Source organism: Kribbella sp. NBC_00662, from assembly GCF_041430295.1.
Lineage (GTDB): Bacteria > Actinomycetota > Actinomycetes > Propionibacteriales > Kribbellaceae > Kribbella.
In genome coordinates this window covers 5,036,009-5,061,544 of sequence record NZ_CP109029.1, presented here as the reverse complement: position 1 = coordinate 5,061,544, position 25,536 = coordinate 5,036,009, and the positions used below count along the sequence as shown (strand labels likewise).

The window sequence follows — 25,536 nt, the reverse complement described above, 5'->3', positions numbered from 1 at the left end:
AGTGCCCATAGTGCGGTGCCGGGCTACCCGGTGTCTCTAGGCAAATGTCCCGGCCGGCCCGGGTTCCGTCCCCTGTCGACCCAGGTCGGTCCCTGCGGAGCCTGGAGACATCACAAACGCTTCACGAGGGGGAACCTCCGATGAGCACGATCACAACCACCACCGTTCGTCCCGCGCTACGTCCGCTCGGCTGGACAACCGTCGTCGGCGGACTGGGCATCGTCACGGCCGGAATCGTCGCCGCTGTCGACGCGAACATCGCCGACAGCGCTTGGTTCGGCTTTGCCGGCGCGAGCGCTCTGCTGGCCACCGCGGGCGTACTCGGCCTGCGTCGCGCGACGGCCGCCGTACCGCTTGCTCACAAGGTCCTGGGCGCCGTCGCGGTCACGATGACGGTGTTCGCCCTGGCGCACTTCTACGCGGTGGCCGACCAGGACCGGGCGATCCCGTTCTTCAGCGCCTTCATGATGCTGTCCGCACTCGGCCTGATCATCGCCGGGATCGCGATCCTCCGAGCCCGCCTGTGGTCCGGCCCGGCCCGGGCACTCCCCCTGATCACCGGGCTCTGGCCCCTGACCATCCCGATCGGTCTCGCGCTCGGCGACGTACCGCACTTCGTCGCCATCGCCCTCTGGGGCGCCTGCTGGACGGCCCTCGGCCGGCTCCTGCTCACCGAGCAGCACTGACCCCACGAGCAAGTTGGCGCACGAGAAAGCCCCCGTCGCCGTTGACGGGGGCTATCTCCGTTGGTTACGCGGTGGCGGCGGTCAGGTCGACCTTGGGCTCCGCGAAGTGGCAGGCGGCCGTGTGGCCCGGTGTGGACTGCGGCTTGATCTCCAGCAGTGGCTCCTGGGTGGCGCAGATGTCCTCCGCCTTCCAGCAGCGGGTCCGGAACCGGCAGCCGCTCGGCGGGTCGATCGGCGAAGGTACGTCGCCGACCAGCCGGATCCGCTCCTTCGGCGGGACCCCGCGGATCGTGCCGAGGTCCGGCGCCGCCGAGAGCAGGGCCTGGGTGTACGGGTGCTGCGGGGCGTTGTAGATCTGGTCCCGCGAGCCCTGCTCGACGATCTTGCCGAGGTACATCACCGCGACCTCGTCACAGAAGTGCCGGACCACGCCGAGGTCGTGCGCGATGAACACGAACGCGATCCCGAGATCACGCCGCAGGTCCTCGAGCAGGTTCATCACCTGGGCCTGGATCGACACGTCCAGCGCCGACACCGGCTCGTCGGCGATGATCACCTCGGGCTCCACCGCGAGCGCCCGGGCGATACCGATGCGCTGCCGCTGGCCGCCGGAGAACTCGTTCGGGTACCGGTTGTGGTGCTCCGGGTTCAGACCGACCCGCTCCAGCAGCTCCTGGACCCGGGCCAGTTCTTTGCCCTTCTTGACCAGGTTGTGCACCCGCAGCGGCGTACTGATGATGTTGCTGACCGTCTGGCGCGGGTTCAGCGAGCTGTACGGGTCCTGGAACACGATCTGCAACTGCCGGCGGAACGGGCGCAGGTCCCGCTCCTTCAGCTGCGCGATGTCGGTGCCCTTGAACAGGATCTGGCCGGCCGTCGGGGTCAGCAGCCGGGTGATCATCCGGCCGGTGGTCGACTTGCCGCAACCGGACTCACCGACCAGACCCAGGCTGCCGCTCTGCTTCAGATCGAAGCTGACACCGTCGACGGCCTGCACGACCTTCTTGGTCCGGCCGAGACCCGCCGCTTCCTTGATCGGGAAGTGCATCTTCAGGTCGCGGACCTGCAGCAACGTTTCGCTCATATCTCCTCAGTCCCCTCGTCAGCCCAGTCTCGGCGCGACCTCGGCCTCGTAGATCGAGGCCTTGTCGTGCAGGTGACAACGGGAAGTATGGGCACCGGCGCCGTCCACCGGCAGCAGCTCCGGCAGTTGGGTGGTGCAAAGCTCGCCCTTGACGCGCTCGACGTACGGGCACCGCGCGGCGAACGAACAGCCGTCCGGCAGGTTCAGCAGCGACGGCGGCAGACCCTTGATCGGGCGCAGCCGCTCACTCGCGGCCGACACGGTCGGGATCGACTCGAGCAGACCCCACGTGTACGGCATCCGCGGATTCGCCAGTACGTCGGCGGCGGTGCCGTACTCGACGCAGCGCCCGGCGTACATCACCAGGACGTCGTCGGCCATCTCGGCGACCACGCCGAGGTCGTGCGTGATCAGCACGATCGCAGAGCCGAACTCCTTCTGCAGGTTGTTCAGCAGGTCCAGGATCTGCGCCTGCACGGTCACGTCCAGCGCGGTGGTCGGCTCGTCGGCGATCACCAGCTTCGGGTCGTTGATCAGGCTCATCGCGATCATCGCGCGCTGCCGCATACCGCCGGAGAACTCGTGCGGGTACTGCGCGAAGCGCCGCGGCGGGTTCGGGATGCCGACCAGCTCGAGCATCTCCAGCGCCCGCTTCTTGGCGACGTCCTTGGAGACCTTGTGGTGCACGCGGTACGCCTCGGTCAGCTGGTTGCCGATCGTGTACAGCGGGTGCAGCGAGGACTGCGGGTCCTGGAACACCATCGAGACCGCGTCGCCGCGGATCTTCATCAACTCGTTCTCGGACAGGCCGATGAGCTCGTCACCGCCGAGCCGGATCGACCCGCTGATCCGGGTCCGCTTGCGGTCGTGCAGGCCCATCACGGCCATACTCGACACCGACTTGCCGGAGCCGGACTCGCCGACGATCGCCAGCGTGCGACCGAGCGGGACCGAGTAGCTCAGCCCGTTCACCGCGCTGACCAGACCGTCCGCGGTCGGGAACTTCACGCTCAGGTCCTCGACCACCAGGTACGGCGTCTCACCGCTGGGGTTGACCAAACCGTCGCGGCGCTCACGGGTGGCGACCGACGGGCCACGCTTGACGGGCGCGGTCGCGTCCGCCGGAGTGGCTGCACTCTCGGCCATGCTGTCCTTCCGGTCTTCGGGGGCCCTGTCTTCAGGTGCTGGGGTGCTCACGACAGCCTCACCCGCGGGTCGATCAGGCTGTAGCCGATGTCCACCAGCAGGTTCATGACGACAATGATGACGGAAGCGACCAGCACGGTGCCCATGATCACGGGCAGGTCGTAACTGTTCAAACTGTCGAGCACGAGAACGCCGAGACCGGGGAGGTCGAAGATCCGTTCGGTGAAGATCGCGCCGCCGAGGCTGCCGGCGACGTCCAGACCGAAGATCGTGACGACCGGGATCAACCCGGAGCGCAGCGCGTGCTTGTAGGTGACCACGCGGTCGGACAGGCCCTTGGCCCGCGCGGTGCGGATGAAGTCTTCGCTCAGCGTCTCGACCATGGAGCCGCGTGAGTACCGCGCGTACGCGGTGCAGTTGTAGATGCCGAGTACCAGCCACGGTGTCAGCAGGCCGGCGAACCATTTCGCCGGATTCTCCGAGGGTGGTGTCCATTCACCCCGTGGAAGGATCGGATAGAGCACGGTCAGGTAGAGGGCGACCATCAGGGCGACGATGTAGTACGGCACCGAACTGACCACCAGCGTGCTGGTCATCAGTGCCCGGTCGCCCAGGGTCCCGCGTCTCTTCGCCGCCATCGACCCGACGAACACACCGATCGTCAGGACCAGTACGGCGTACCCGAGCACCAGCGAGACCGTCACCGGGAACCGGGTCTTGATCATCTCGGTGACCGGGCGGTCGTTCTTGAACGAGAAGCCGAGGCACGGCGCCGCGCAGTGCTGCGTCACGCCCGACGTGGTGAAGTCGCGGCCGGTGAAGATTCCCGCGGTGTACTCCGCGAACTGCTGCACCTTGGGGCGGTCGAGATGCAGGTTCTGCCTGATCTCGTTGTAGCGCTGCTGGGTGCACTGGCGCTCGCCGCAGATCGCACCGGCCGGATCGGTCGGCGCGATGAAGAACAACGCGAAGGTCGCGATCAGCGTTGCCAACACGACACTGAGCGCGCTGACCAGTCGGCGCGCCACGAAATAGAGCACGGGATTGTCTCCTCACCGATCGATGTGGTGCCCGGACGGTGGTCCGGGCACCACATCACCGTTCATTGACTGACTACTACTTCAGAACGGACTTGGATCAGGGCTGCTTCAGGAACATCGAGGTGAACTCGGGCATACCCTGTGTCGGGTCGTTGATCGCGTGCCCGATGTTCTTGCCGACCGGCGAGTTGGTCGAGCTGTAGTACAGCGGCAGGACCGGAAGGTACTTCTCCAGGATGTCCTTGTCGACGTTCTTCCACTCCTTCAGCTGCTCGTCGGGCGACTTGGCCGTGACCGCGTCGATCTCGGCGTCCAGCGCCTTGTCCTGGAGCTGACCAACGCTGTTGCCCAGGGCAATCGCGTCGGACTTGAACAGCACCGGGAACCAGCTGGTGCCGCTCGGCCAGTCGGAGCACCAACCGGTCGGGGTCTTGCCGATGTTGACCGGAGCGTTCTGGTCACCGGTGAAGGTACGGATCTTCGCCTTCGGCACGCCGATGGCGCGGACCTTGAAGCCGGCCTTCTCGAACATCTGCTTGCGCAGCTGCGTGGTCTGGGTCGAGATCTTGTCGTCGATCGAGTAGTACCAGCTGAGCTCGAAGTTCGACTTGCCGATCTTCGCCAGCTCGGACTTGACCTCGGCGGCCACCGCGTCGTCCTCGGCGCCCTTACCGGTACCGGTCAGACCCGGGAGCTCGTACTTGTCGAAGCCCGGGACGGCCGGCGGCAGGATCGTCGATGCCGGCGGGTCGTCGGTCGGGTTCAGACCGGCAACCTTGCGCCACGCGTCGTACGGGTGCGCCTTGGCGATCAGCTTGCGGACCTCCAACGGAATCTTCCGGGTGTCCATCGTGTACATGATCGTGCACGGCGACTGGCCCTTGACGAGCTGCGACTGGTCCTTGACCTCAGGCAGCAGCGAAACGTCCAGGTTGCTGTAGTTCAGTGCGTCGGCGTCCGGACCGGAGCTGGCCAGCACCTGACGCTGGGCCTTGATCAGGTCCTGGCTGAACTTGAAGTCCCAGCCGTCGACGTACTGGTGCCGCACCGGGTCGGTGTTCGGGTCCCAGCTCGGGTTCTTCGTCAGCTTGAGCTCGGTACCCGGGGTGTAGGACTGGACCTGGTACGGGCCGGTCGTCATCGGGTGCTGCTCGTAGTTCTTCTGGGTGTCCTTGGCCTGCGGGATCGGCGTGAACATCGGGAACGCCGCGTAGTAGGGCAGGTCGTCGAACTTCTTCGCCAGGTGGATGACGAGGGTGTTGTCATCCGGCGTCTCGACACCCTTGTAGTTGGCGCCGCCGGCGCCGTACGGGCCCTTGTACTTGTCGCCGTCCAGGAAGAACTGCTGCTGGTACGTCGGTCCGGCGTCGTACAGGTCGTGCGCGAAGGACCGCTTGATCGCGTACGCGTAGTCCGCAGCCTTGACCGGCGTGCCGTCCTGGTACTTGATGCCCTGCTTCAGCTTGAAGGTCCAGGTCAGGCCGTCCTCGGACTTCGTGCCGAGGTCCTCGGCGAGGTCCGGAACCAGCACCGGCTTGTGGTCCGGGCCGTCCAGGCGGTACTGCGTCAGCGCCCGGTACATCAACTTGCCGATCTGGTTACCGTCGACGTAGTAAATGTTCGTCGGGTCGAAGGTGTCAGGCGTCACGTCGGACAGGACCGTGATGGTGCCGCCCTTCTTCGCTCCGTCGACGTCAGGCGCCGGGCCCTTCGCAGTGGGGTCCGTAGCCTTGACCTGCGCGCCCCCCACGCTGTTGGTGTCGCCTTTGTTGCCGCTGTTCGAGGACGGGCTGCCACAGGCCACGGCGGCCAGCATGACCGTCGCCGCAACCGCGGTTATCCGTTTCCACTGCATGGTCGGGTTTCTCCTTTTCTGCCGCTGGGGCAATCGCCGAACTACCGGCGAGTCTTGGGGTCGAAGGCGTCCCGGATGGCGTCTCCGAGCAGCGCGAGAGCGAGCACCAGAGCGGTGATCCCGATCACGGGCAGCCAGAGGTACATCGGGTCGGCCTTGAACCAGTTCGTGGCGACGGAGATCGTCTGACCCCACGAGGGGATCGGTTCGACGAGTCCGACACCGAGGAAGGAAAGTCCGGCCTCCGCGGTCACGTACGCCGGCAGCGCCAGCGAGGCCGAGATGACGATCGGGGCGACCAGGTTGGGCAGCAGTTCCTTGAACAGGACCTGCCGGGTCGGCACACCGATCGCTTTGGCCGCGAGCACGAACTCACGCTCTCGCAGCGAGAGCACCTCGCCCCGGATGATCCGGGCCAGGCCGGCCCAGCCGAAGAACGAGAGCACGAAGATCAGTACGTAGAAGCGGATCGACGCCTGTTCGTTCGGCGTCAGGTTGAACGAGCCGCCGCGCATCGACTCGACGATCGGCACCAGCGCGATCGCGAACAGCAGGTACGGCAGGCTCAGCACGAAATCGATCAGCCAGGAGATGACCCGGTCGACCCAGCCGCCGAGGAAGCCGGCCAGGAGTCCCATCACGACACCGATGACGGTGCCGACGACGGTGGCCAGGAAAGCGATGATCAGCGAGGGCCGCGCCCCGTAGACCCAGCGAGCGAAGTTGTCCCGGCCGGTCTTCGGCTCGATACCGAACCAGTGCGAGCCGTTGAAGCTGATCGTCGGGTAGCCGTACTCGTCGATCAGGTCGGTGTGGAAGGTGCTGTAGTCCTGGCCCTCGAGCTTGGCCAGCAGCGGCGCGAAGATCGCGATCAGGATGAAGAACAGCACGATCGACGCGCAGATCACCGCAACCCGGTCCTTGCGCAACCGGTCGAACGCGATCCGGCTCGGCGACTTCCCGTGCGGGGTGGCCGAGGTGCGGACCGGCTCCGCCGACGCCGGGTGGTCCTCGATCCCTACGGTCGAGTCGGGCGACCCAATACTCATTCGCACTCCGTCAAGTTCAGTCGGCCGGATTTCGGTCCGCAGATCCGGCACTTATCGGTGGATAGCGTGCCGAGCCTTTGCTTTGTGGAGGGCTCTCGTCAAATCCCCTTGACAGAGCCGATCCCCCACAACCGCGGGAAAGCCTGCCTGACACTGTGACACCAAACCAGCGGTGCCTGGCAGCAGTGCACAAATCGTTACCGGAACGCGTACCGGAACGGAACATTTGCCCCGATTCGTCACCGTTCGCAGTCAATCCTTCGCAAAACGCGTCGGCACAGCACCGACAGTGTCCAATTTGTGCCACGATATTACAGAAAGTTACCGTTTTGGTCTTAGCGGACGTGCACGGTGACGAACGGCGGTTTGACCACGTCGAACAACTCCTGGCGGCCCCGGATGTCGACCGTTACCTGGTCGCCCTCCTTTACCGACGCGTCCAGCAGCGCCAGTGCGACGCCTTTCTTCAGGGTCGGGGAGAAGGTCCCGGAGGTGACTTCGCCCAGCGTTGTTCCGGCCTGGTCCAGAACGGTCATGTGCGGCCGCGGAATGCCCCGTCCGGCCGCTCGGAGACCGCGCAGGATCCGGGCCGGGCCGGCCTCCTTCTCGGCGCGCAGGGCCTCGTCGCCCCAGAAGTGCTCCTTCTTCCAGCCCACAGCCCATCCGGAGCGTGCCTGGACGGGCGTGATGTCCGGCGTGATGTCCTGGCCGTGCAGCGGGTACCCCATCTCGGTCCGCAGGGTGTCGCGGGCGCCGAGGCCGGCCGGGACGATGTTGTACGGCTTCCCGGCCTCCAGCAGCGCGTCGAACACCGCGACCGCGGCCGCGTTCGGTACGACGAGCTCGTACCCGCGCTCGCCGGTGTAACCGGTCCGGCAGACGACGACCGGCGTACCGCCGAAGTCGGCTGTGGCGAACGCCATGTAGTCGTGCCCCGTCGGGAGGCCGATCGCAGCGACCACGTCGTCGCTGTTCGCGCCCTGTACGGCGAGGATCGCGTAGTCGTCGTGAACGTTGGTCACGTCGACGCCCTCGGGTGCGTCGGCCTGCAGCAGCCGGACCACCTCGGCGGTGTTGGCCGCGTTCGGGATCAGGAACACCTCGTCGTCACCGTGCAGGTACGCGATCAGGTCGTCGACCACTCCCCCGCGCGCGTTGCAGCACAGCGTGTACTGCGCCTGGCCCGGCGCGATCTTGCCCAGGTCGTTGGTCAGGCACGCGTTCACGTACGCCGCCGCGCCGGGGCCCGTCACGGTCGCCTTGCCGAGATGGCTCACGTCGAAGACGCCGACCGACGTACGGACCGCGGTGTGTTCGGCGACGACACCGGAGTACTCCAACGGCATCTCCCAGCCGCCGAACTCGGCGAACTTGGCGCCGAGCGCGACGTGGCGCTCGTGCAACGGTGACTTCTTCAGCTCAGGCGACTCGGTCATGGAGCGGAACTTACCCGACGCGTAGCATGCTCAGGCAGCTTGCACGTACCGTCACGACCGGCCATCTGAGTCGCCGGTCAAGGAGGACTGAGGATTTCGTGACCACCATCACCCTGAGCAAGTCCGATGCCGCCGGCGTCAAGACCGACGCCGTGGTCATCGGCGTGGTCAAACTCGGCGGCGGCGTCACCCTGCCGGCCGGCACCGAGTCGCTGAACGCCGCGTACGGCGGGAAGCTGGTGGAGGTGCTGTCCGGCCTCGGCGCCACCGGCAAGGCCGGGGAGGTGACCAAGGTGCCCGGGCCGAAGCCGGGCAAGTCGGCGACGCTGATCGCGGTCGGCCTCGGCGCGGCCCCGGACGGCTCGCTGAAGACCGAGGACCTGCGCACCGCGGCGGGCACGGGTGTCCGTGCCGCCAAGATTTCCCAGTCGGTCGCATTCGCCCTGCCGATGCCTGATGCCGAGTGCATCCGCGCGGTGGCCGAGGGCGCGTTGATGGGCCGCTACGCGTTCACGGCGTACAAGTCGTCGGACAGCTCCGAAGCGCCGGGCAACCTGACGCTGCTCACCGAGCTGGCCCGCAACAAGGAGGCCAAGGCCGCGCTCGAGCGCGCCGAGGTGACCGCGGACGCCGTCGCCCAGGTGCGCGACTGGGTCAACACCCCGCCGTCGGACCTGCACCCGGTCGAGTTCGCCGCCGACGCGGTCAAGCTCGGCAAGGAGTACGGCGTCAAGGTCGAGGTGCTCGATGAGAAGGCGCTCGCCAAGGGCGGGTACGGCGGCATCCTCGGCGTCGGCCAGGGCTCGACCAACCCGCCGCGGCTGGTCCGGCTGAGCTACACCCCGCGCAAGCCCGTCACGCACCTGGCCTTCGTCGGCAAGGGCATCACCTTCGACTCCGGCGGCCTGTCGCTGAAGACGTCGACCGGCATGGTCAGCATGAAGTCCGACATGGCCGGTGCGGCCGCGGTCATCGGCGCGACACTCGCCATCGCGCGACTCGGTCTGCCGGTGCAGGTGACGACGTACGCCGCGATGGCCGAGAACATGCCGTCCGGCTCGGCGGCGCGGCCGTCCGACGTACTGACGATGTACGGCGGCAAGACCGTCGAGGTGCTGAACACCGACGCCGAGGGCCGGCTCGTGCTCGGCGACGCGCTGGTGCGGGCGTCGGAGGACCAGCCCGACCTGATCGTCGACGTGGCGACGCTGACCGGCGCGTGTGTCGTTGCCCTGGGCACCAAGGTGGCCGGCGCGTTCGCGAACACCGACACCGCGCGCGACCGAGTGGTCGACGCGGCGATCGCCGCCGGTGAGTCGATGTGGCCGCTGCCGATCCCGGCCGAGATGCTCGACAAGCTGAAGTCGCACTCGAAGGTCGCGGATCTGGCCAACATCACCGGCGAGGCCTGGGGCGGTGCGCTGGCGGCGGCTGCCTTCCTCGGCGACTTCGTTGCCGAGGGCATCGACTGGGTCCACCTCGACGTGGCCGGCCCGGCGTTCAACGACGGCGGCGCGTCCGGCTACATCCCGAACGGCGGCACCGGTTACGCGGTCCGCACGCTGGTCGAGCTGGCCGCCTCAGCGAGCTGAGTAGCGAATCTCCAGCATGGTGCAGCCGGTCTCCGTTCGATAGGGACCGTGCTGCATCCCCGGCGGCCGGCAGGCGTAGTCGCCGGGCCGGAACGTCTGCTCGAGGGTGAGATCGGTGAGCTCACCCTCGAGCAGATAGACCTCTTCGACGTATTCGTGACGGATGATTTCGTCGCCTGACAGCGTGTCCGGTGCCCAGCGGGCCAGCCTGGTCAGCGTTCCGTCCGGGGCGCGGCTCAGCACCCGCTCGGAGATCCCGTTGCCGGCATCGGTCCAGGCGAGCTCACCGGTCGGGAAGAACTCGCGCTCTTCCTTCACCGACCGTTCTTCTTCATCCGGGCGTTGTACTCGCGCATCCGGGGCGGGTACCCGACCACGGCCGCGTCGTACGACGGGATGCCGAGCTTGTTCGCGAAGTTGTGCGCCCACTGCACCGACGGGACCCGGCGGCGGGTCCACTCGCCGTCGATGGCCACCAGGAGCAGGGTGTACTCCGTCACCGCGGTCCGCGGCTCGACGAATCCCTCGACTCCCTGGCGGGTCTGGACGAACTCCCTCAGGTGCGCCTGGTCCGGAGTGTCCGCCCGGCGCATCGTTCCGGCCTTCTGCCGGCGACCGAACCACTTCATGAGGTAAGTGTCCACTATGTGTGCAAGTCATGGCCGAAATCCTGGATAACGGTTGCGGGTAGTAGCGACCTGCCCGGCACGGGGCGGCCCGGCGTGGATCGGGGCCGGATCGGTGACAAGATTGCGCCGGGCCGGAACCGCGATCCGGGACCGCCTGCCTTGGACCTGACTCACGGAGGAACCTGTGACTGACAGTGGCACGACGTACGACCTGGTGATTCTCGGCGGCGGCAGCGGTGGCTACGCCGCCGGACTGCGTGCGGCGACGCTCGGCATGTCCGTGGCGCTGGTGGAGAAGGACAAGGTCGGCGGGACCTGTCTGCATCGCGGATGCATCCCGACCAAGGCGCTGCTGCACGCGGCGGAGGTCGCCGACTCGGCCCGCGAGGGCGAGCAGTTCGGCGTCCAGACGACGCTCGAGGGCGTCGACATGGGCGGCGTGAACAAGTACAAGGACGGCGTGGTCGACCGGCTCTTCAAGGGTCTGCAGGGTCAGCTGAAGGCGCGCGGCATCACGGTCGTCGAGGGCGAGGGGCGGCTCACTTCCCCCACCACGGTCCAGGTCGGCGACACGACGTACACCGGCCGCAACGTGATCCTTGCCTCCGGCTCCTACTCTCGTTCGCTTCCCGGTCTGGAGATCGACGGGCACCGGGTGATCGCGAGCGAGCACGCGCTGACGCTCGACCGGGTCCCGGAGTCGGCCGTCGTGCTGGGCGGAGGCGTGATCGGGGTCGAGTTCGCGTCGGCGTGGACCTCGTTCGGTACTCGCGTGACGATCGTCGAGGCGCTGCCGCGGCTGGTCCCGGCCGAGGACGCGGACTGCTCGAAGACGCTCGAGCGGGCGTTCCGGAAGCGGAAGATCGCCTTCAAGACCGGTACGCCGTTCGAGTCGGTCGAGGTGACCGATTCCGGCGTACGGGTGACTGTCGCGGGCGGTGAGGTGATCGAGGCCGAGGTACTGCTCGTCGCCGTCGGCCGCGGACCGAACACGACCGGGCTCGGGTGTGAAGAGGTCGGGGTCGCGCTCGACCGCGGGTTCGTGACCGTCGACCCGACGCTGCAGACGAGCGTGCCGGGCGTGTACGCGGTCGGCGACATCGTGCCGGGGCTGCAGCTCGCGCACCGCGGGTTCCAGCAGGGCATCTTCGTCGCCGAGCACCTCGCGGGCCTGGCGCCGACGCCGATCGACGAGGCCGGCATCCCGCGGGTGACGTACTCCGAGCCGGAGGTCGCGTCGGTCGGACTGACCGAGGAGCAGGCCCGGGCTCGCTACGGCGAGGTGGAGATCCTCAACTACAACCTCGGCGGCAACGGCAAGTCGCAGATCCTGAAGACGTCCGGCTTCGTGAAGCTGGTCCGGGCGAAGGACGGCGCGGTCGTCGGCCTGCACATGGTCGGGTCGCGTGTCGGCGAGCTGATCGGCGAGGCGCAGCTGATCTACAACTGGGAGGCGTACCCGGCCGATGTCGCGCCGCTGGTCCACGCGCACCCGACCCAGAACGAGGCCCTCGGCGAGGCGCATCTGGCGCTCGCGGGGAAACCTTTGCACTTCCATGACTGAGCTGTCCGGACCGTGGTCTGGACTGCGGTCTGGACTGCGGTCTGGACTGTCCCAGTAGGTTTGAGCCGTGGGAGCGTGCGAGGCCCGTAACCCGGATCTCGCTCGCTCCGGCGGCACCGTAGGCTGACACTCGACCGATCAGACGAAGGAGCAACGACCGTCATGCCGACCTCTGTATCCCTGCCGGCCCTCGGGGAGAGCGTCACCGAAGGAACCGTCACCCGCTGGCTCAAGCAGGTCGGCGACACGGTTGCCGTCGACGAGCCCCTGCTGGAGGTCTCGACCGACAAGGTCGACACCGAGATCCCGTCGCCGGTGGCCGGCACCCTGCTCGAGATCAAGGCCGCCGAGGACGAGACCGTCGAGGTCGGCGCCGAACTCGCCGTCATCGGCGACGCCGGCGAAGCCTCCTCGACCCCGGCCGCCCCGGCCCAGGAAGCACCGGCCCAGGAGGCCCCGGCGCAGGAAGCCCCGGCCGCCGCGCCCGCCGAGCAGCCGGCTGCGGAGGCCGCTCCGGCTGAGGCCGCGCCCGCTCAGGCCGCGCCCGCTCAGGCCGCGCCCGCTCAGGAGCAGCCGGCCGCCGAGCAGCAGGCCCCCGCCGCTGCGCAGGAAGCCCCGGCCGCTGCGCCGTCGGGCGGTTCCGGTACTCCGGTCACGCTGCCGGCGCTGGGCGAAAGCGTCACCGAGGGCACCGTCACCCGCTGGCTCAAGCAGGTCGGTGACGACGTCGCCGTCGACGAGCCGCTGCTCGAGGTCTCCACCGACAAGGTCGACACCGAGATCCCGTCCCCGATCGCCGGCAAGCTCCTCGAGATCAAGGTCGCCGAGGACGAGACCGTAGAGGTCGGCGCCGAGCTCGCCATCGTCGGCTCCGGCGACGCCGCTCCCGCCCAGTCCGCTCCGGCCCCCGCGTCCGCACCGGCCGCCCAGGCACCGGCTGCCCAGGCACCTGCCCCGGCCGCCTCGGCCCCGGCCCCGCAGGCTGCTCCCGCCCAGGCTCCGGCTGCTCAGGCACCCGCCGCTGCGCCGACTCCTGCCCCGGCCGCCGCCCCCGCTGCTGCTCCGGCCGCAGCTGCCCCGGCGCCGCAGGCTGCTCCCGCGCAGGCTCCAGCCGCTCAGGCTCCAGCTGCTCAGGCACCCGCCGCTCAGGCGCCCGCCGCTCAGGCACCGGCCGCAGCTGCTCCGTCTCCGAACGGTGCCGCGACCGACGGTCCGAACTACGTCACTCCCCTGGTCCGCAAGCTCGCCGCTGAGCACCAAGTCGACCTCAACGCCGTACAGGGCACCGGCGTCGGCGGCCGGATCCGCAAGCAGGACGTGATCGCCGCCGCCGAGGCCAAGAAGGCTGCCGCCGCAGCTCCGGCCGCCCAGGCTGCTGCTCCGGCCGCGGCTCCCGCACAGGCTGCGACGATCAGCCCGCTGCGCGGCACCACCGAGAAGATGAGCCGGATCCGCAAGGCGATCGCGGCCCACATGGTCAACTCGCTGAAGGTCTCGGCGCAGCTGACCACCGTGGTCGAGGTCGACGTCACCGAGATCGCCAAGCTGCGCAACGCGAAGAAGGCGGAGTTCGAGGCCCGCGAGGGCACGAAGCTGTCGTTCCTGCCGTTCTTCGCTCTCGCCGCGGTCGACGCACTGAAGCAGTACCCGAAGCTGAACGCGTCGATCGACGAGGAGAAGGGCGAGATCACCTACCACGCCGCCGAGCACCTGGGCATCGCGGTAGATGTGGAGCGCGGCCTGATGGTCCCCGTCGTACACAACGCGGGTGACCTGAACATCGCCGGCCTGGCGAAGAAGATCGCCGACCTCGCCGACCGCACCCGCAACAACAAGGTGCTGCCGGACGAGATGGCGGGCGGCACGTTCACCATCACCAACACCGGCAGCCGGGGCGCGCTGTTCGACACCCCGATCCTGAACCAGCCGCAGGTCGGCATGCTCGGGACCGGTGCCGTCGTGAAGCGTCCGGTCGTCATCACCCACCCGGAACTCGGCGAGACGATCGCGATCCGGCAGATGGTGTACCTGGCGCTGACCTACGACCACCGTCTGGTCGACGGCGCCGACGCGGCCCGCTATCTGACCGCGGTCAAGAAGCGCCTCGAAGAGGCCCAGTTCGACGTCTGATCCGATCGGACAACAGGCGCCGGTGCATTGTCTCCGCGGAGACGGGCACCGGCGCTTCTGTGTTCAGTGAACCGACAAGGAGCAAAGCGGGATGAAGTACGTGCTGGCCGGAGCGTCCGGCTTCCTCGGCAAGGCCCTTGCCCGCGACCTGGTTGCCGACGGCCACCAGGTCCTCCGACTGGTACGCCGTACGCCGTCGACACCTGACGAGATCCGCTGGGACCCGGCCGCCGGTGAACTCGATCCGGCCGCCCTCGGCGATCCCGACGTCCTCGTCAACCTGGCCGGCGCGAACATCGGCCGCCCGTGGACCCCGACGTACCGCAACACGATCCGCGAGAGCCGCGTCAGCACGACGTCGACTCTGGCTACTGCGGCATCACAGCTGGATCGGCATCCGGTTGTGATCACGCAGAGCGGGGTCGGCGGCTACGGGACGGACCTCGGCGACCGCATCCTCACCGAGGACTCCGAACTCGGCGAGGGTTTCCTCTCCGACGTCGTGCGTCTGTGGGAGGGCGCGCTCGATCCCGCGCGTGCGGCCGGCAGCCGGGTGGCTGCGCTGCGGACCGGCGTCGTACTTGATCGCAAGGCTCCTGCGTTCCAGCTCCTTTCTCTTCCGTTCCGTGTGGGTCTCGGCGGGCGCCTTGGCTCGGGCGACCAGTACTTCCCCGTCGTGTCCCTGACCGACTGGATCCGAGCCGTCCGCTTCGTCGCCGAGAACGAGACGATCAGCGGCCCGGTGAATGTCGCGCTTCCGACCCCAGCCACCAACACCGAATTCACCGCGGCTCTCGCGACTGCGCTCAACCGGCCGGCGTTCGTGCCGGTGCCTGCGTTCCTGATGAAGGCGGCCTTGGGCGAGTTCGCGTGGGAGCTGCTGGGGAGTAAGCGCGCGCTGCCTACTCGCCTCCAATCTGCTGGGTTCCCGTTCCACCACCCGACGGTCACCACCGCCCTCTCCGCTGCGCTCGCCTGACCAACCTGCGACGGGCCTCCTCTTGTTGCTTACCGGAGGCTTCCGACACCAGCCGTCGTGGGTGTGTCGGGTCAGGCTTGGGTGATCGCGGTGATGCGCCAGGTCTTGGTGGTTGGGCTGGTTGTCAGGGTGATGAGCTTGGTCGTGGGGCTTCCGGGCGGGAGTGGGGTCTTGGTTCCGGATCGGTCGACTGCTTGGCCGGCGGCTAGGTGGTCGGTCGTCTTGAGGGTGATCGTGGTCGGGGTGCGTCGGGCGATCGTGGAGTTGTCGATCTGGACCCGGAGACCTTCGACTCGGATCTGCTGCTCGCGGTAGCTGGACAGGAGCGCGTGGTCGGCTCGCCAGGGTGAGCTGCCTGGAACGTAGATGCGGTCGAGGGCGCCTAGGTCGAGCGTCCAGAACGCTTGAGCCCGCTGGGCGTCGAGCGCTTGAAGGGTCCTCGTCCAGGCAACCGGGTCGGCGCTCGCTGCGCTACTCGACTCAGGCTGTCCGGTCGCGCCCGTAGGTCGACCCTCCGCTGGGTGCGTCTTGGGTTGCCCCGGAGAACTCGACAGCGAGGGAGAAGTCCGCCGCGCGGTCGTGGGCCTGGCAGGAGTTGCGGTCTGCTCGGAGCTCGCCGATTGCACGCCGGTCGGTTGCACGCCGGCCGACCTTGGGTCGGTCGGATGCGCGGGAGTCGGTTGCACCTGGGTGGGCTGGGACTGCCCTCCGGTCGGGTCGGTGGATTGTGGGCCTGAGAGGCTCGGCTGGATGGACGGCGGCTGAGCGCAGGTTGGGTGCGGAGACTGCGGCCCAGCGCAGGCCGCCTGCGCGGCCTGAGGGTGCGTTGACTGCGGATGGGTTGGGCCGGCCTGAGCGATCGAAGGTGCGCCCAGGGTTCGGAACGTGAGCACACCGACTGCAAGCACGACGACAGCACCCAGACCAACTGCGACGAGAGTGCCGTACGGCAGGCGCCGCAGTGCGCGTCCGACGGCTGCGGCGAGGGTGCCGTGCGACGGGCGGCGCAGTATGCGTCCGACGGCTGCGGTGAGGGCCTCGTTCGGCGGGCGGCGCAGTAGCCGACCGGCAGTTGCGGTGAGGGCGTCGTACGGCGGGTGCTGGAGGTCGCAGGCGGCGATTGCGGTGCGGTTGTGGGGTGGGGGTAGGACGCGTCTGAGGGTGCGGCCTCGGCGGGAACGGGTGCGGGGTCTGGGGCGGCTGGGTTTTGAGGCTCCGGTGGAGGTTGGGGACTGGTCGGGGCGAGAGGGAGGGGGTGGCGGGGCTGTGGGTGGCTTGGGTGGAGGGGCAGACAGAGGGCCGCGGGAGAGGGCGATCGGGTCGTCGTCGCCTGGAGTGTCGTCGGAGGTCTTCGGACGTGGGGCGCTGAGGAGAGCGGACAGATCGGGGCCGGCGGACGCGAGAGGGCGGATCGCCGCCTGATCATCCGGAGCGCCAATCGGCGCCGCGGTCAGATCGCGGTGGCGCGGCTCGCCGTGGTCGCCAGCACTCGCCACAAACTCACTCGCACCAGCCGTGGAACCTGGCGGCACCGGCGGGTTGGCAGGCGTGACAGGCAGGACGCCAGGTGTCGCCGGTGGGACCGCCGCGGTTGTATCCGCCGTGGTTGCCGGGGCGGTCGTCGTGGTTGCTCGGGCGGCGGTCGTGAGTGTGGGGGCGGACGTGGTTGGGGGGTCGGGGACGGCTAGGTCTATGGGGAGAGGGGTGGCTAGGGAGAGGAGGTGGTGGGGTGGGGATTTGGTGAAGAGGGTGGGGGTGAAGACGGTGGGATCTGCGCCTGCCTGGTGGGACAGGGTGGTTAGGGCGTTGAGGTCGGCGGAGGGTGGGGCGGGGTGGAGGGTGGCGTCGGTCAGGACTGGGCGGCCGTCGGCGTCCAGGAGGACGTTGTGCAGGGTTATGGCGCCGTGGGTCAGGTGGGAGCGGTGGAGGAAGGCGACAGCTTCGGCGAGTGGGACGAGGAGGGTTACGAGCTCACCGCGTGACAACGGGCCGCGGCGGGTCAGGAGGCTGGCTAGGGTGCCGGCGGGGACGTACTGGCTGATGACGATCAGGTCTGTTTCGGTTTCGCGGAACTTCGTCACGCGGGCGATGTGCGGGTGGCGGACGCGGGTGAGCATGCTCAGGTCTTCACGGAGTCTCCTCAGGTCGGATACGGCGTTGAGCGGGATCTGTTTGAGTACGGCGTTGCGGCCCGTCGTCCGGTCCCGCACCTGCCAGACGGTGCCGGCCGGTCCGGACCCGAGCTGCCGGCGCAGGCTGTACCCGGTGAAGTCGGCGAGGTCCATGCCCAAGAGGATGCACCGATCGCGACAACCGCCGTCGAAGTTATCCACAGGCGGTAGGGGGCTTCGGCGGAGCGCTACGGCAGGCCGCTTACACTCGATCGGGTGAGGGCTATCAGGTATGTGGAAGCAGGCTTCGGCGCCGACGCGGTGGACTACGAGACCGCGTGGGCGGAGCAGCGACGGCTGCATGCGGAGGTTGCTGAGGGCACCGGTTCGGACACGGTGATCCTGCTCGAGCACCCGCCGGTGTACACGGCCGGCAAGCGCACCGAGCCGCAGGAGCGTCCGTTCGACGGCACGCCGGTGGTCGACGTCGACCGCGGCGGGAAGATCACCTGGCACGGTCCGGGACAGCTGGTGGGCTACCCGATCGTGAAGCTGGCCTCACATGTGTATGTCGTGGATTACGTGCGCCGACTCGAAGAGGCGTTGATCGCGGTCTGCGCCGACTTCGGTGTGAAGACCGGGCGGGTCAAGGGGCGTAGCGGTGTCTGGGTCGCGGCCGACGAGCGTGGCCGGGAGCGGAAGATCGCGGCGATCGGGATCCGCGTCGCGCAGGGCGTGACGATGCACGGATTCGCCCTGAACTGCAACAACGATCTCGCCTGGTTCGACCGGATCGTCCCGTGCGGGATCTCGGATGCGGACGTGACCACGCTGTCGAAGGAGCTCGGCCGCGAGAAGACCGTGACCGAGGTGCTGGATTCGGTACGCCGGCACCTCGACGAGCTCCTCGCCTGGGAAGAGTACGAGCGCAGCCCGGACATCGAGCACGCCGACGAGGGCCCGACGGCGATCACGTACGGCCTGACCGTCTGACCGATTGTCAGCTGGAGGACAGACCCACCTCGGCCCGCCAGGTCGTGTGCAGGTCCTGCAGGCGGCTGACCACGTCCGGACGCACGGCGTACTGGTTCGTCTGTTCGGAGAGGTCGGTAGACAGGTCTGTCAGGGACCAGCCGTCGCCCATCGGAGCGTGCTCGTAGTCCTTCAGGTGCTGAGTGTTGGCGTCGTCCGCCACCCAGCTGAGTTTCCACGAGCCCGAGCGCACCGCCCATTGGAAGCCACAGTCCCAGTGGAGGGTTTCGTGGGCCGCAGGTGAAGTGCCGGCGAGAGTCGGGAGGATGTCCAGGCCGTCGGTTTCGGTGACGGTCGCGCCGGCCGCGCTCGCCAGAGTGGGGACCAGGTCCATGGTGCTGACCAGGGCGTCGGTACTGCGACCTGCCGGCAACCGGTCCGGCCAGCGCCAGATCATCGGGATGCGGATGCCGCCGTCCCAGAGCGTGTACTTCGTCCCGCGGAGTGGCGTGTTGTCGCCGAAGTTGGAGGTCGAGCCACCGTTGTCGGTGATGTACACGACGATGGTGTTCTCGTCGGCCGCATCGAGCAGGCGTCCGATCTCTGCGTCCATGAGCTCGAGTTGGGCGAGGTAGTACTCGCGGCCGTGCGGGAGGTTCGGCACGATCACGTCGTCGTACCACTCTGCGAAGCCGCCGTCGGTGTCCGGGGACCAGTCGCGGAACGGCGGCAGGCCGCGCGCCTCCAGTTCGGAGTCGGGTAGTTGCCAGCAGAAGTTGTGTACGGCGTTGAACGCGACCATGCAGAAGTACGGGCGCTCGTCCGCCGTACCCATGAAGTCAGCTGCACGGCGTCCGAACTCGGCCGTCAGGAAACCCTCGTGTTCGACCGGAGTGTCGCCGGACAGCAGCGGTTGCACGGCCATGTGGTGGGCTGCGGGCTGGCCGTACGACGTCATTGCGTCGTCCGAGTGGTGCAGGTAGTTCAGGCGGCCGAACGACTGCCCTGCCAGGCCGTAGAGCGTTTCCTCGAAGCCGTGGTGCGGTGGGCAGGCCCTGTCCCCCACGTCCTCCTGGCCGTAGTGCACCTTGCCGAAGTACCCCGTGCGGTAGCCCTGGTCGCGCAGGATCTCGGCCAGGCTCGGTACGTCGTCCGGCGGGAAGGAGGCCGAGTCGAACCATTGGCCGCCCCATCGTTGCTGGTACTGCCCGGAGATGATGGCGGCGCGGGACGGGCTGCAGATCGGCGCTGTCACATACGCATCGGTGCAGGTCACGCCCTCAGCGGCGAGGCGGTCCAGGGACGGCGTGTGTACGTCGGGGTGCAGTCCGAGGCTGCCGCGGTCGGCGTACCCGTGGTCGTCGGAAACGATCAGCAGAATGTTCGGAGCGGACATGGGGCTCAACCTCTCGTGGAGACAGCCATGCGGGCGGCCTGGTCGGACTTGGCTCGTTCATCGGTCGCGTCTGGGTCGAGCAGCAGTCTCAGTTCGGCGTCCAGGCGTTGCACCAGAACTGTGTCTCCGGAGAGGTCGTGCTGCTCGAGTGGGTCGCTGGCGAGGTCGAAAACCTGTGGTGGATTGGCGGGACCGTAGTAGCAGTACTTCCAGGGACCCGACTGCAGCATGAACCCGCCGTCGATCATGCCTTGGGCGTGGTACTCCGAGAGCACCGGGCGATCAGTGGGATCGAGCAACGAATGCCCCGGCAGAGAAGCATCGGACGCCAGCCCGGCAATGTCTCGGAGGGTGGGCAACAGGTCGACGAGGCTCACGTGGGCGTCGGTGCGGCCCGGAGGGAGCGCGGGGTGGCGTAGTAGGAGCGGGACGCGTACTGCGGGGTCGTAGAAGCACTGCTTCTGCCAGATGCCGTGGTGCCCGGCCATTTCGCCGTGGTCGCTGGTGTAGATGACCACTGTGTCGTCCGGTACGGCGGCCAGCAGCCGGCCGATCTGGTGATCGAGGTGACTGATCAGTGCCCAGTAACAGGCCGTTGCCTCCCGGATCTGGTCCTCTGTCAGCGGTTCGTCGTTGCGGAAGCCATGTCGCAGCAACGAGATCACCGGGTGCTGGTCGTCCGCGACAGAAGGCAGTTCGACGTCGGCAGCGTCGTACAGCTCACGGAACTCCGGTGGGGCGACCAATGGGAAGTGCGGGTGCATGTACCCGACGTACAGGAGGAACGGGTCGACGCCAGGAGCACGCAGGAAGTCCAGCGCGGCGTCGGTCGCTGCGATGTCGTGCTGGGTGTGGACGTGGTGGCCTGCGCCTTGTTCGGTGACGGGTGAGTTGGACGGGCGCCGCCAGTCCGGCGTACGGCGGGGTGGACGTCCACTGTGATCCAGCCAGAAGTCCAGGTCGTCGGTCAGGCGCTTGTCGAAGCCCAGCACGCGGTCTGGTCCGTTGAAGTGCGTCCGGCCCGCGATGACCGAGGCATAACCGGCCTCGCGCAGATGGTGACCCCAAGTGCGGTACGACGGACCGGGGATCACGCCGTTGTCCCAGGCCCCGATCTGGTGCACGTACTGCCCGGAGAGCAGCGAGAGCCGGGACGGGACGCACATCGGGCTGTTGGTGTACGCGTGGTCGAACGAAACGCCCTGTGCGGCCAGGCGGTCCAGATGCGGCGTCTGGACGTGCGGATGGCCGGCCCACCCGGCTGCGGCGGCGGTGTGCTCGTCGGACAGGACTACGAGGATGTTCGGAGGACGGTCCACGGGAACAGCCTAGGCAAACGATTGCCGGGGCGCTTGGGGCGGATGTGTCTGGTGTGACGCACCGAAGTGTCTGCAGGGTGTGACGGCAGATCGTCGCTACCTTGGGGTTGTGGCCAAATTTCTTGGGTTCTTGCTCGGCGTAGCCGTTGCTCTGGCCGGACCGGCCGTCTTCGGAGTGCTCGCGGCCCCGGGTGGTATCGAGCTGAATGCGAAGGAGCTGGCGCTTGCCTTCGGCATCGGCGCGCTGGTCTTCTGGGCCGTGGTGTCGTACTTCTCCGGCGCCGCCGCGCTCGGGGCGTTCCTGGCCTTCGGCACGCAGGTCTACTGCTGGCTCTGGATCCCGAACCGGACCACGAACTTCCTGAACGACGTCCCCGGCGTCACCACCGGGATGATCGACGGGTCGAAGCAGTACACGCTCAACGGCGTCGTACCGATCCTCGGGGTGATCTCGCTGGTGTACGGGATCCAGCTGATCGTGCGCAGTGTGCAGAAGCGGCGGCGGGTGCGGGCCGAGGAGGAGCGGCTGCAGCGCGAGCAGGAGGCGGCGCAGGCGCAGCAGGAGGCGGATGTCGCGGCGGTGTACCCGGTTGCTGGGGGCACCTATGCGGAGCCGGTCGCGTATGAGAGCCACTCGCGCTACGACGATCTGTTCGACGAGCCCGAGCCGGTGCAGCCGCGGAACCAGGCGGATGAGCAGACGCGACAGTTCCCGGTTGGTGATGGGGATGGGTTCGAGCAGACCCGGCAGTTCCCGGAGGCTGATGCTCGGGGCAACTACGTCGGCGAGGAGACCGTTGCCGTTGCGGCGGTCCAGGAGGACGACTCCCCCGCTGCCGAGGTGGAGGCGCCGCAGGCCCAGGAACCTGTTGAAAAGGAGGCACCGGCGGCCAACGCCGAGCCGGTCGAGGAGACGCAGGCGATGCCCACGGCTCAGGCCGAGTCGGATGAGGTGAAGGCACCGGAGGCCAAGGCCGAGGAGGCGACGCCGGCCGCACAGTCCGAGCCTGTCGAGGAGACCCAGGCGATGCCCGTCGCGCCAACGCCGGCAGCCGAGGCGAAGTCGGCCGAGGCGAAGTCGGCCGAGGACGAGGACGGCGACTCGGGCGAACAGACGCAACCGACGCCGGTCGCGCAGACCAAGCCGGCCGAGGAGACCGCGCCGGTTGAGCCGCAGAAGCCTGCAGGTGCGGAGCCGAAGGCGCGGCAGGCAGAGGGTGAGAAGGCGGTGGCTCCTAAGGAGCAGGTGGGGTCGCAGTATCGGGAGCGGATGGAGGACCCGGAGGACACCGGGGAGTTCTACCTGGCGTTCGAGAGCCCGGTGATCAAGCCGGCGTAGGGCTCAGGCGACGTGCATGCGCTGCTGATGGGCTCCACGCCGCGCATGCTCGGTGATCGCCTCGTCGTACGCCGCGCTGGCCATGCCCAGCACATCCGCCGCCATCTGCGCCCGCGGTGACTCCGTGCTCCACGCGAGCACCAGCTTCCGGTGGATCGGATCGCCCACCAACGTGCGCGTCGTGACGTCCGACGACAACATCCGGTACGACGTCGGTGAGATCAGCGCCACACCCTGACCACTCGTCACGAACCCCATCAGCACCGACGTGTCGACCGAGTGATGCTCCACCTTCGGCTGGAATCCGGCCGCCTCGCAAGCCGCCCGGAACAGCACATGGAACCCGCTGTCGTCCGGCGGCTCCCCGATCCACTCCTCGTCGGACAGCGACGCCAGCTCGACCTCGCCGTGCGCCTGCGTCGACTCCGCGACCGGGTGGTCCGCCGACAGAGCGACGTACGCCGACTCCGACTCCACAACCGTGGTCGACTCGACCCCCGCCGGCAGCCGCAGCTCGAACCCCGGGAACTCCCGCAGCAGCGCGAAGTCCAGCCGCCCACTCTCCAGCTGCTGCAACAGCACGCTGGTCGACCACTCGACCTCGATGCTGACCTGCTCGATCTCGCCGTGCGACCGCAGCCGGGACGCGATCCCGGACATCGGCGCGGTCGGGAATCCACCGAGCCGTACCGCGGACGACTCGACCGCGGTCATCGCCGACACAGTCGCGGACAGGTGGTCGACGTCGACCAGGATGGCTCGCGCGCGATCGACGGCGTACCGGCCGAGCGGGGTCGGGGTGACCCCGGTGCGGGAGCGTTCGAACAGCTCGCCGCCGAACGCCGCCTCGATCCGCTTCAGCTGCGCCGTCAGGCTCGGTTGGCTGACCTTGAGCCAACGGGCGGCCCGTCCGACGGACCCCGCTTCTGCCACCAGGACCACCACCCGCAGGTGGCGCAGCTCGACGTTCATGCGTTGAGACCGTAGTCCAGGTGTAGGCACAGCACACAGGTACCTAACATTGCGGTTTCGTCACAGCCGGGTCCGGACCTGTAACGCCGGACCCGGCTGTGACGATGTGCTACGAAGTTTCCAGGGCCAGAGCCTCGCGGTACCCGAGTCGACGCCCCGTCTGCAGCAGCGTCCGCTCGTACAGCCTTGCGCCCAACCGGACGATCAGCACGGTCGCCCCGAGCAGCAGCGCGATCGCGACCAGCGGCTGCCAGAGCGGCACGTCCTCGGTCAGCATCCGGCCCGGCATCGACATCGACGACGCGATCGGGACGAATGACGCCACCGTCTTCGCCGACGACCCCGCGAACACCGAGAAGAAGAACGGGATCATCAGGATCATCTGCCCGGGCAGCGTGGTCGAGCCGAGGTCCTCCTGCCGCGTGGCCAGCGACCCCGCCACCGCCCACAGCCCGGCCAGCGCCACGAATCCGAGCACGAAGAACACCACGAACCACCCGGCCACCGGCGCGACCACCTCGAGAATGTCGGCCTGATCGGTGGCCAGCAGCCCGATCAGCGATGCGGCCGCGATTACCACGATCTGCGACAACGCCAGGACGGTGTTGCCGAGCACCTTGCCCCACAGCAGCGACCGGATCGGCACCGCGGCGGCCAGGATCTCGACGACCCGGCTCTCCTTCTCCTGTACGACGCTCTGCGCGATCATCATGCCGAAGCCGAGCGCGGTCATGTAGAACACCAGCGCCAGCCCGATGTTCACGAACTGCGAGACGATGTCCGGCAGCGGACCGGGCTTCAGCAGCTGTACGTCGACCTTGGTGCCGGCATGCAGCTCCGAAGGACCAAGCCCCGCCTTCGAGGCGTTCGCCTCCATCCCGACCGTCGCGGCCGCCTCGCGGAGCGCACTCTCGATGCCCGAGTCGACGCTGTCCTTGCCTACCACCACATAACCGTCGGCCGCAGGCACCAGCGCCGCCTTCGCATCACCATCGGTGACGAGCTTCTCCGCGGCGGGCCGATCGGTGGCGCGGACCACCTCATAGCCGTCGCCGCCCGCCGTCGTCGATGCTTGCTGCACGACTTTGGCAGCAGCATCGTCGATGACCGCGATCTTGTCCGCGCCGCCCTTGCCCGCGAGGATCGCCGGCAGGATCACCGCGACCATCACGATGAACAACATCACCAGGGTCGAGCCGATGAAGGTCTTGTCCCGGAGCTTGGTGCTGATCTCGCGCTCGGCGATCAGCGCCCACGGCCTGTCCAACACGTTCATCGGGTCGCCTCCCGGAAGACGTCGCTGAGCGCCACCCGCTCCGGCCCGAACTGACGGACCGGTCCGCGGCTGAGCGCCTCCTGAAGAATCTTCTGCTCGACGGCCGCATCCAGTACGTCGAACAGCGCCGTACCGCCGGCCACGTCACGCACCTCGATGCCGCGCACATCGCGCAGCCAGCCGGCGTCACCGTCGACCACCAGCCGGTACGTCGTCGTCGAGCCCGCCGACAGCTCCGCGACCGAACCGGCCGCCACCACCTTCCCGCGGGACAGTACGACGAGGTCGTCGCACAGCCGCTCGACCAGGTCGAGCTGGTGACTGGAGAACAGCACCGGCACCTCGGACGTGACCTCCTCGCGGAGCAGGTCCACCATGGCGTCGACCGCGAGCGGGTCGAGGCCGCTGAACGGCTCGTCGAGCACCAGTGCGATCGGCTCGTGCACCAGCGCGGCCGCGATCTGTACCCGCTGCTGGTTGCCCAGCGACAGCGTCTCCAACGCGTCGGTCGCCCGCTCGGCCAGCCCGAGCCGTTCGAGCAGCTTGTCGGTCCGCTCCAAAGCTCTCTCCGGGTCGAGCCCGTGCAGCCGGCCGAAGAACACCAGCTGGTCGCGGATCTTCATCTTCGGGTACAGCCCCCGTTCCTCGGGCATGTACCCGACGTCGCGCCGTATCTCCTGGGTCAGCCGCTCGCCGTTCCAGAACACCTCGCCGGCGTTCGCGGCCAGCACCCCGAGGATGATCCGCATCGTCGTCGTCTTACCGGCACCGTTGGCCCCGACGAAGCCGGTCATCCGTCCAGGTACGACGTCAAACGTCACGTCGTCCAACGCCAGATGATCACCGAACCGCCGGGTGAGCCCAGCCACCCTCAGCATGTGTCACCGTTCCCATCCAGATCAGCCCCCGGCCGGGCGTGCACCCGACACTGACAAACCTAGTGAGGACATGCCTCCCGGTA

The 25,536-nt window shown here is 68.2% G+C and carries 21 protein-coding genes and 1 pseudogene; 8 read left to right on the top strand and 14 right to left on the bottom strand.

Annotated elements, in window-relative coordinates; translation table 11 throughout:
* Positions 1-140: 140 nt before the first annotated feature.
* Positions 141-686: a hypothetical protein gene (locus OHA10_RS25350; RefSeq protein ID WP_371401251.1), complete on the top strand. Its 546-nt coding sequence runs from the start codon at positions 141-143 to the stop codon at positions 684-686.
* 64 nt (positions 687-750) lie between these two features.
* Here OHA10_RS25350 and OHA10_RS25345 read toward each other — a convergent pair whose 3' ends face one another.
* The 6 genes from OHA10_RS25345 to gcvT form a co-directional block, all read right to left on the bottom strand.
* Positions 751-1,770, bottom strand: a complete 1,020-nt coding sequence (locus OHA10_RS25345; protein WP_371401250.1) for an ABC transporter ATP-binding protein — start codon at positions 1,768-1,770, stop codon at positions 751-753.
* 18 nt (positions 1,771-1,788) lie between these two features.
* Positions 1,789-2,916, bottom strand: coding sequence for an ABC transporter ATP-binding protein (locus OHA10_RS25340; protein ID WP_371401249.1), 1,128 nt, complete (start codon positions 2,914-2,916; stop codon positions 1,789-1,791).
* 47 nt (positions 2,917-2,963) lie between these two features.
* On the bottom strand, positions 2,964-3,956 hold the full coding sequence (locus tag OHA10_RS25335; protein ID WP_137254332.1) for an ABC transporter permease: 993 nt from the start codon (positions 3,954-3,956) through the stop codon (positions 2,964-2,966).
* 97 nt (positions 3,957-4,053) lie between these two features.
* Positions 4,054-5,811, bottom strand: coding sequence for an ABC transporter substrate-binding protein (locus OHA10_RS25330; RefSeq protein ID WP_371401248.1), 1,758 nt, complete (start codon positions 5,809-5,811; stop codon positions 4,054-4,056).
* A 41-nt stretch (positions 5,812-5,852) separates the two neighbouring features.
* Positions 5,853-6,860, bottom strand: coding sequence for an ABC transporter permease (locus OHA10_RS25325; RefSeq protein ID WP_371401247.1), 1,008 nt, complete (start codon positions 6,858-6,860; stop codon positions 5,853-5,855).
* 335 nt (positions 6,861-7,195) lie between these two features.
* Positions 7,196-8,296 (bottom strand): glycine cleavage system aminomethyltransferase GcvT, encoded by a 1,101-nt coding sequence (gcvT, locus tag OHA10_RS25320; RefSeq protein WP_371401246.1) that lies wholly within the window; start codon positions 8,294-8,296, stop codon positions 7,196-7,198.
* Between the two features lie 98 nt (positions 8,297-8,394).
* On the opposite strand from gcvT, the gene OHA10_RS25315 reads away from it, so the two are divergent.
* Positions 8,395-9,888, top strand: a complete 1,494-nt coding sequence (locus OHA10_RS25315) for a leucyl aminopeptidase (RefSeq protein WP_371401245.1) — start codon at positions 8,395-8,397, stop codon at positions 9,886-9,888.
* Here OHA10_RS25315 and OHA10_RS25310 read toward each other — a convergent pair.
* Both OHA10_RS25310 and OHA10_RS25305 read right to left on the bottom strand, forming a co-directional pair.
* On the bottom strand, positions 9,877-10,206 hold the full coding sequence (locus OHA10_RS25310) for a cupin domain-containing protein (RefSeq protein ID WP_371401244.1): 330 nt from the start codon (positions 10,204-10,206) through the stop codon (positions 9,877-9,879). The genes OHA10_RS25315 and OHA10_RS25310 overlap by 12 nt on opposite strands.
* Positions 10,203-10,517 (bottom strand): hypothetical protein, encoded by a 315-nt coding sequence (locus tag OHA10_RS25305; protein ID WP_371401243.1) that lies wholly within the window; start codon positions 10,515-10,517, stop codon positions 10,203-10,205. The genes OHA10_RS25310 and OHA10_RS25305 overlap by 4 nt, the downstream gene beginning before the upstream one ends.
* 184 nt (positions 10,518-10,701) lie before the next feature.
* On the opposite strand from OHA10_RS25305, the gene lpdA reads away from it, so the two are divergent.
* From lpdA to OHA10_RS25285, 4 genes are all read left to right on the top strand, one after another.
* Entirely contained in the window at positions 10,702-12,081 is a 1,380-nt protein-coding gene (lpdA, locus tag OHA10_RS25300) for a dihydrolipoyl dehydrogenase (RefSeq protein WP_371401242.1), read from the top strand.
* A 162-nt stretch (positions 12,082-12,243) separates the two neighbouring features.
* A complete protein-coding gene (sucB, locus tag OHA10_RS25295) occupies positions 12,244-14,211 on the top strand; it encodes a 2-oxoglutarate dehydrogenase, E2 component, dihydrolipoamide succinyltransferase (protein ID WP_371401241.1) in 1,968 nt (655 codons plus the stop codon).
* Between the two features lie 91 nt (positions 14,212-14,302).
* A complete protein-coding gene (locus OHA10_RS25290) occupies positions 14,303-15,190 on the top strand; it encodes a TIGR01777 family oxidoreductase (RefSeq protein ID WP_371401240.1) in 888 nt (295 codons plus the stop codon).
* 836 nt (positions 15,191-16,026) lie between these two features.
* Complete coding sequence (locus tag OHA10_RS25285; protein ID WP_371408048.1) at positions 16,027-16,251, top strand: hypothetical protein; 225 nt, start codon at positions 16,027-16,029, stop codon at positions 16,249-16,251.
* An 834-nt stretch (positions 16,252-17,085) separates the two neighbouring features.
* Here OHA10_RS25285 and OHA10_RS25280 read toward each other — a convergent pair.
* Positions 17,086-17,475, bottom strand: a pseudogene (locus OHA10_RS25280) (protein kinase); the annotation flags it as partial.
* 102 nt (positions 17,476-17,577) lie between these two features.
* Here OHA10_RS25280 and lipB point away from each other — a divergent pair.
* Positions 17,578-18,294, top strand: a complete 717-nt coding sequence (lipB, locus tag OHA10_RS25275) for a lipoyl(octanoyl) transferase LipB (protein WP_371401239.1) — start codon at positions 17,578-17,580, stop codon at positions 18,292-18,294.
* Between the two features lie 7 nt (positions 18,295-18,301).
* Here lipB and OHA10_RS25270 read toward each other — a convergent pair whose 3' ends face one another.
* Positions 18,302-19,669 (bottom strand): sulfatase, encoded by a 1,368-nt coding sequence (locus OHA10_RS25270; RefSeq protein ID WP_371401238.1) that lies wholly within the window; start codon positions 19,667-19,669, stop codon positions 18,302-18,304.
* Between the two features lie 5 nt (positions 19,670-19,674).
* Complete coding sequence (locus OHA10_RS25265) at positions 19,675-20,988, bottom strand: sulfatase-like hydrolase/transferase (protein WP_371401237.1); 1,314 nt, start codon at positions 20,986-20,988, stop codon at positions 19,675-19,677.
* Between the two features lie 109 nt (positions 20,989-21,097).
* Between OHA10_RS25265 and OHA10_RS25260 the strand changes: the two genes are divergently transcribed.
* On the top strand, positions 21,098-22,327 hold the full coding sequence (locus tag OHA10_RS25260; RefSeq protein WP_371401236.1) for a hypothetical protein: 1,230 nt from the start codon (positions 21,098-21,100) through the stop codon (positions 22,325-22,327).
* A 3-nt stretch (positions 22,328-22,330) separates the two neighbouring features.
* On the opposite strand, the gene OHA10_RS25255 is transcribed toward OHA10_RS25260, so the two are convergent.
* The 3 genes from OHA10_RS25255 to OHA10_RS25245 all read right to left on the bottom strand — a co-directional run bounded on the left by OHA10_RS25255 (position 22,331) and on the right by OHA10_RS25245 (position 25,453).
* Positions 22,331-23,299: a LysR family transcriptional regulator gene (locus OHA10_RS25255; RefSeq protein WP_371401235.1), complete on the bottom strand. Its 969-nt coding sequence runs from the start codon at positions 23,297-23,299 to the stop codon at positions 22,331-22,333.
* A gap of 109 nt (positions 23,300-23,408) precedes the next feature.
* A complete protein-coding gene (locus OHA10_RS25250; protein WP_371401234.1) occupies positions 23,409-24,575 on the bottom strand; it encodes an ABC transporter permease in 1,167 nt (388 codons plus the stop codon).
* The gene (locus OHA10_RS25245; RefSeq protein ID WP_371401233.1) at positions 24,572-25,453 is read right to left on the bottom strand and encodes an ABC transporter ATP-binding protein; all 882 of its coding nucleotides are present in this window, start codon (positions 25,451-25,453) and stop codon (positions 24,572-24,574) included. Before OHA10_RS25245 ends, OHA10_RS25250 begins: the two co-directional genes overlap by 4 nt.
* Positions 25,454-25,536: the final 83 nt, after the last annotated feature.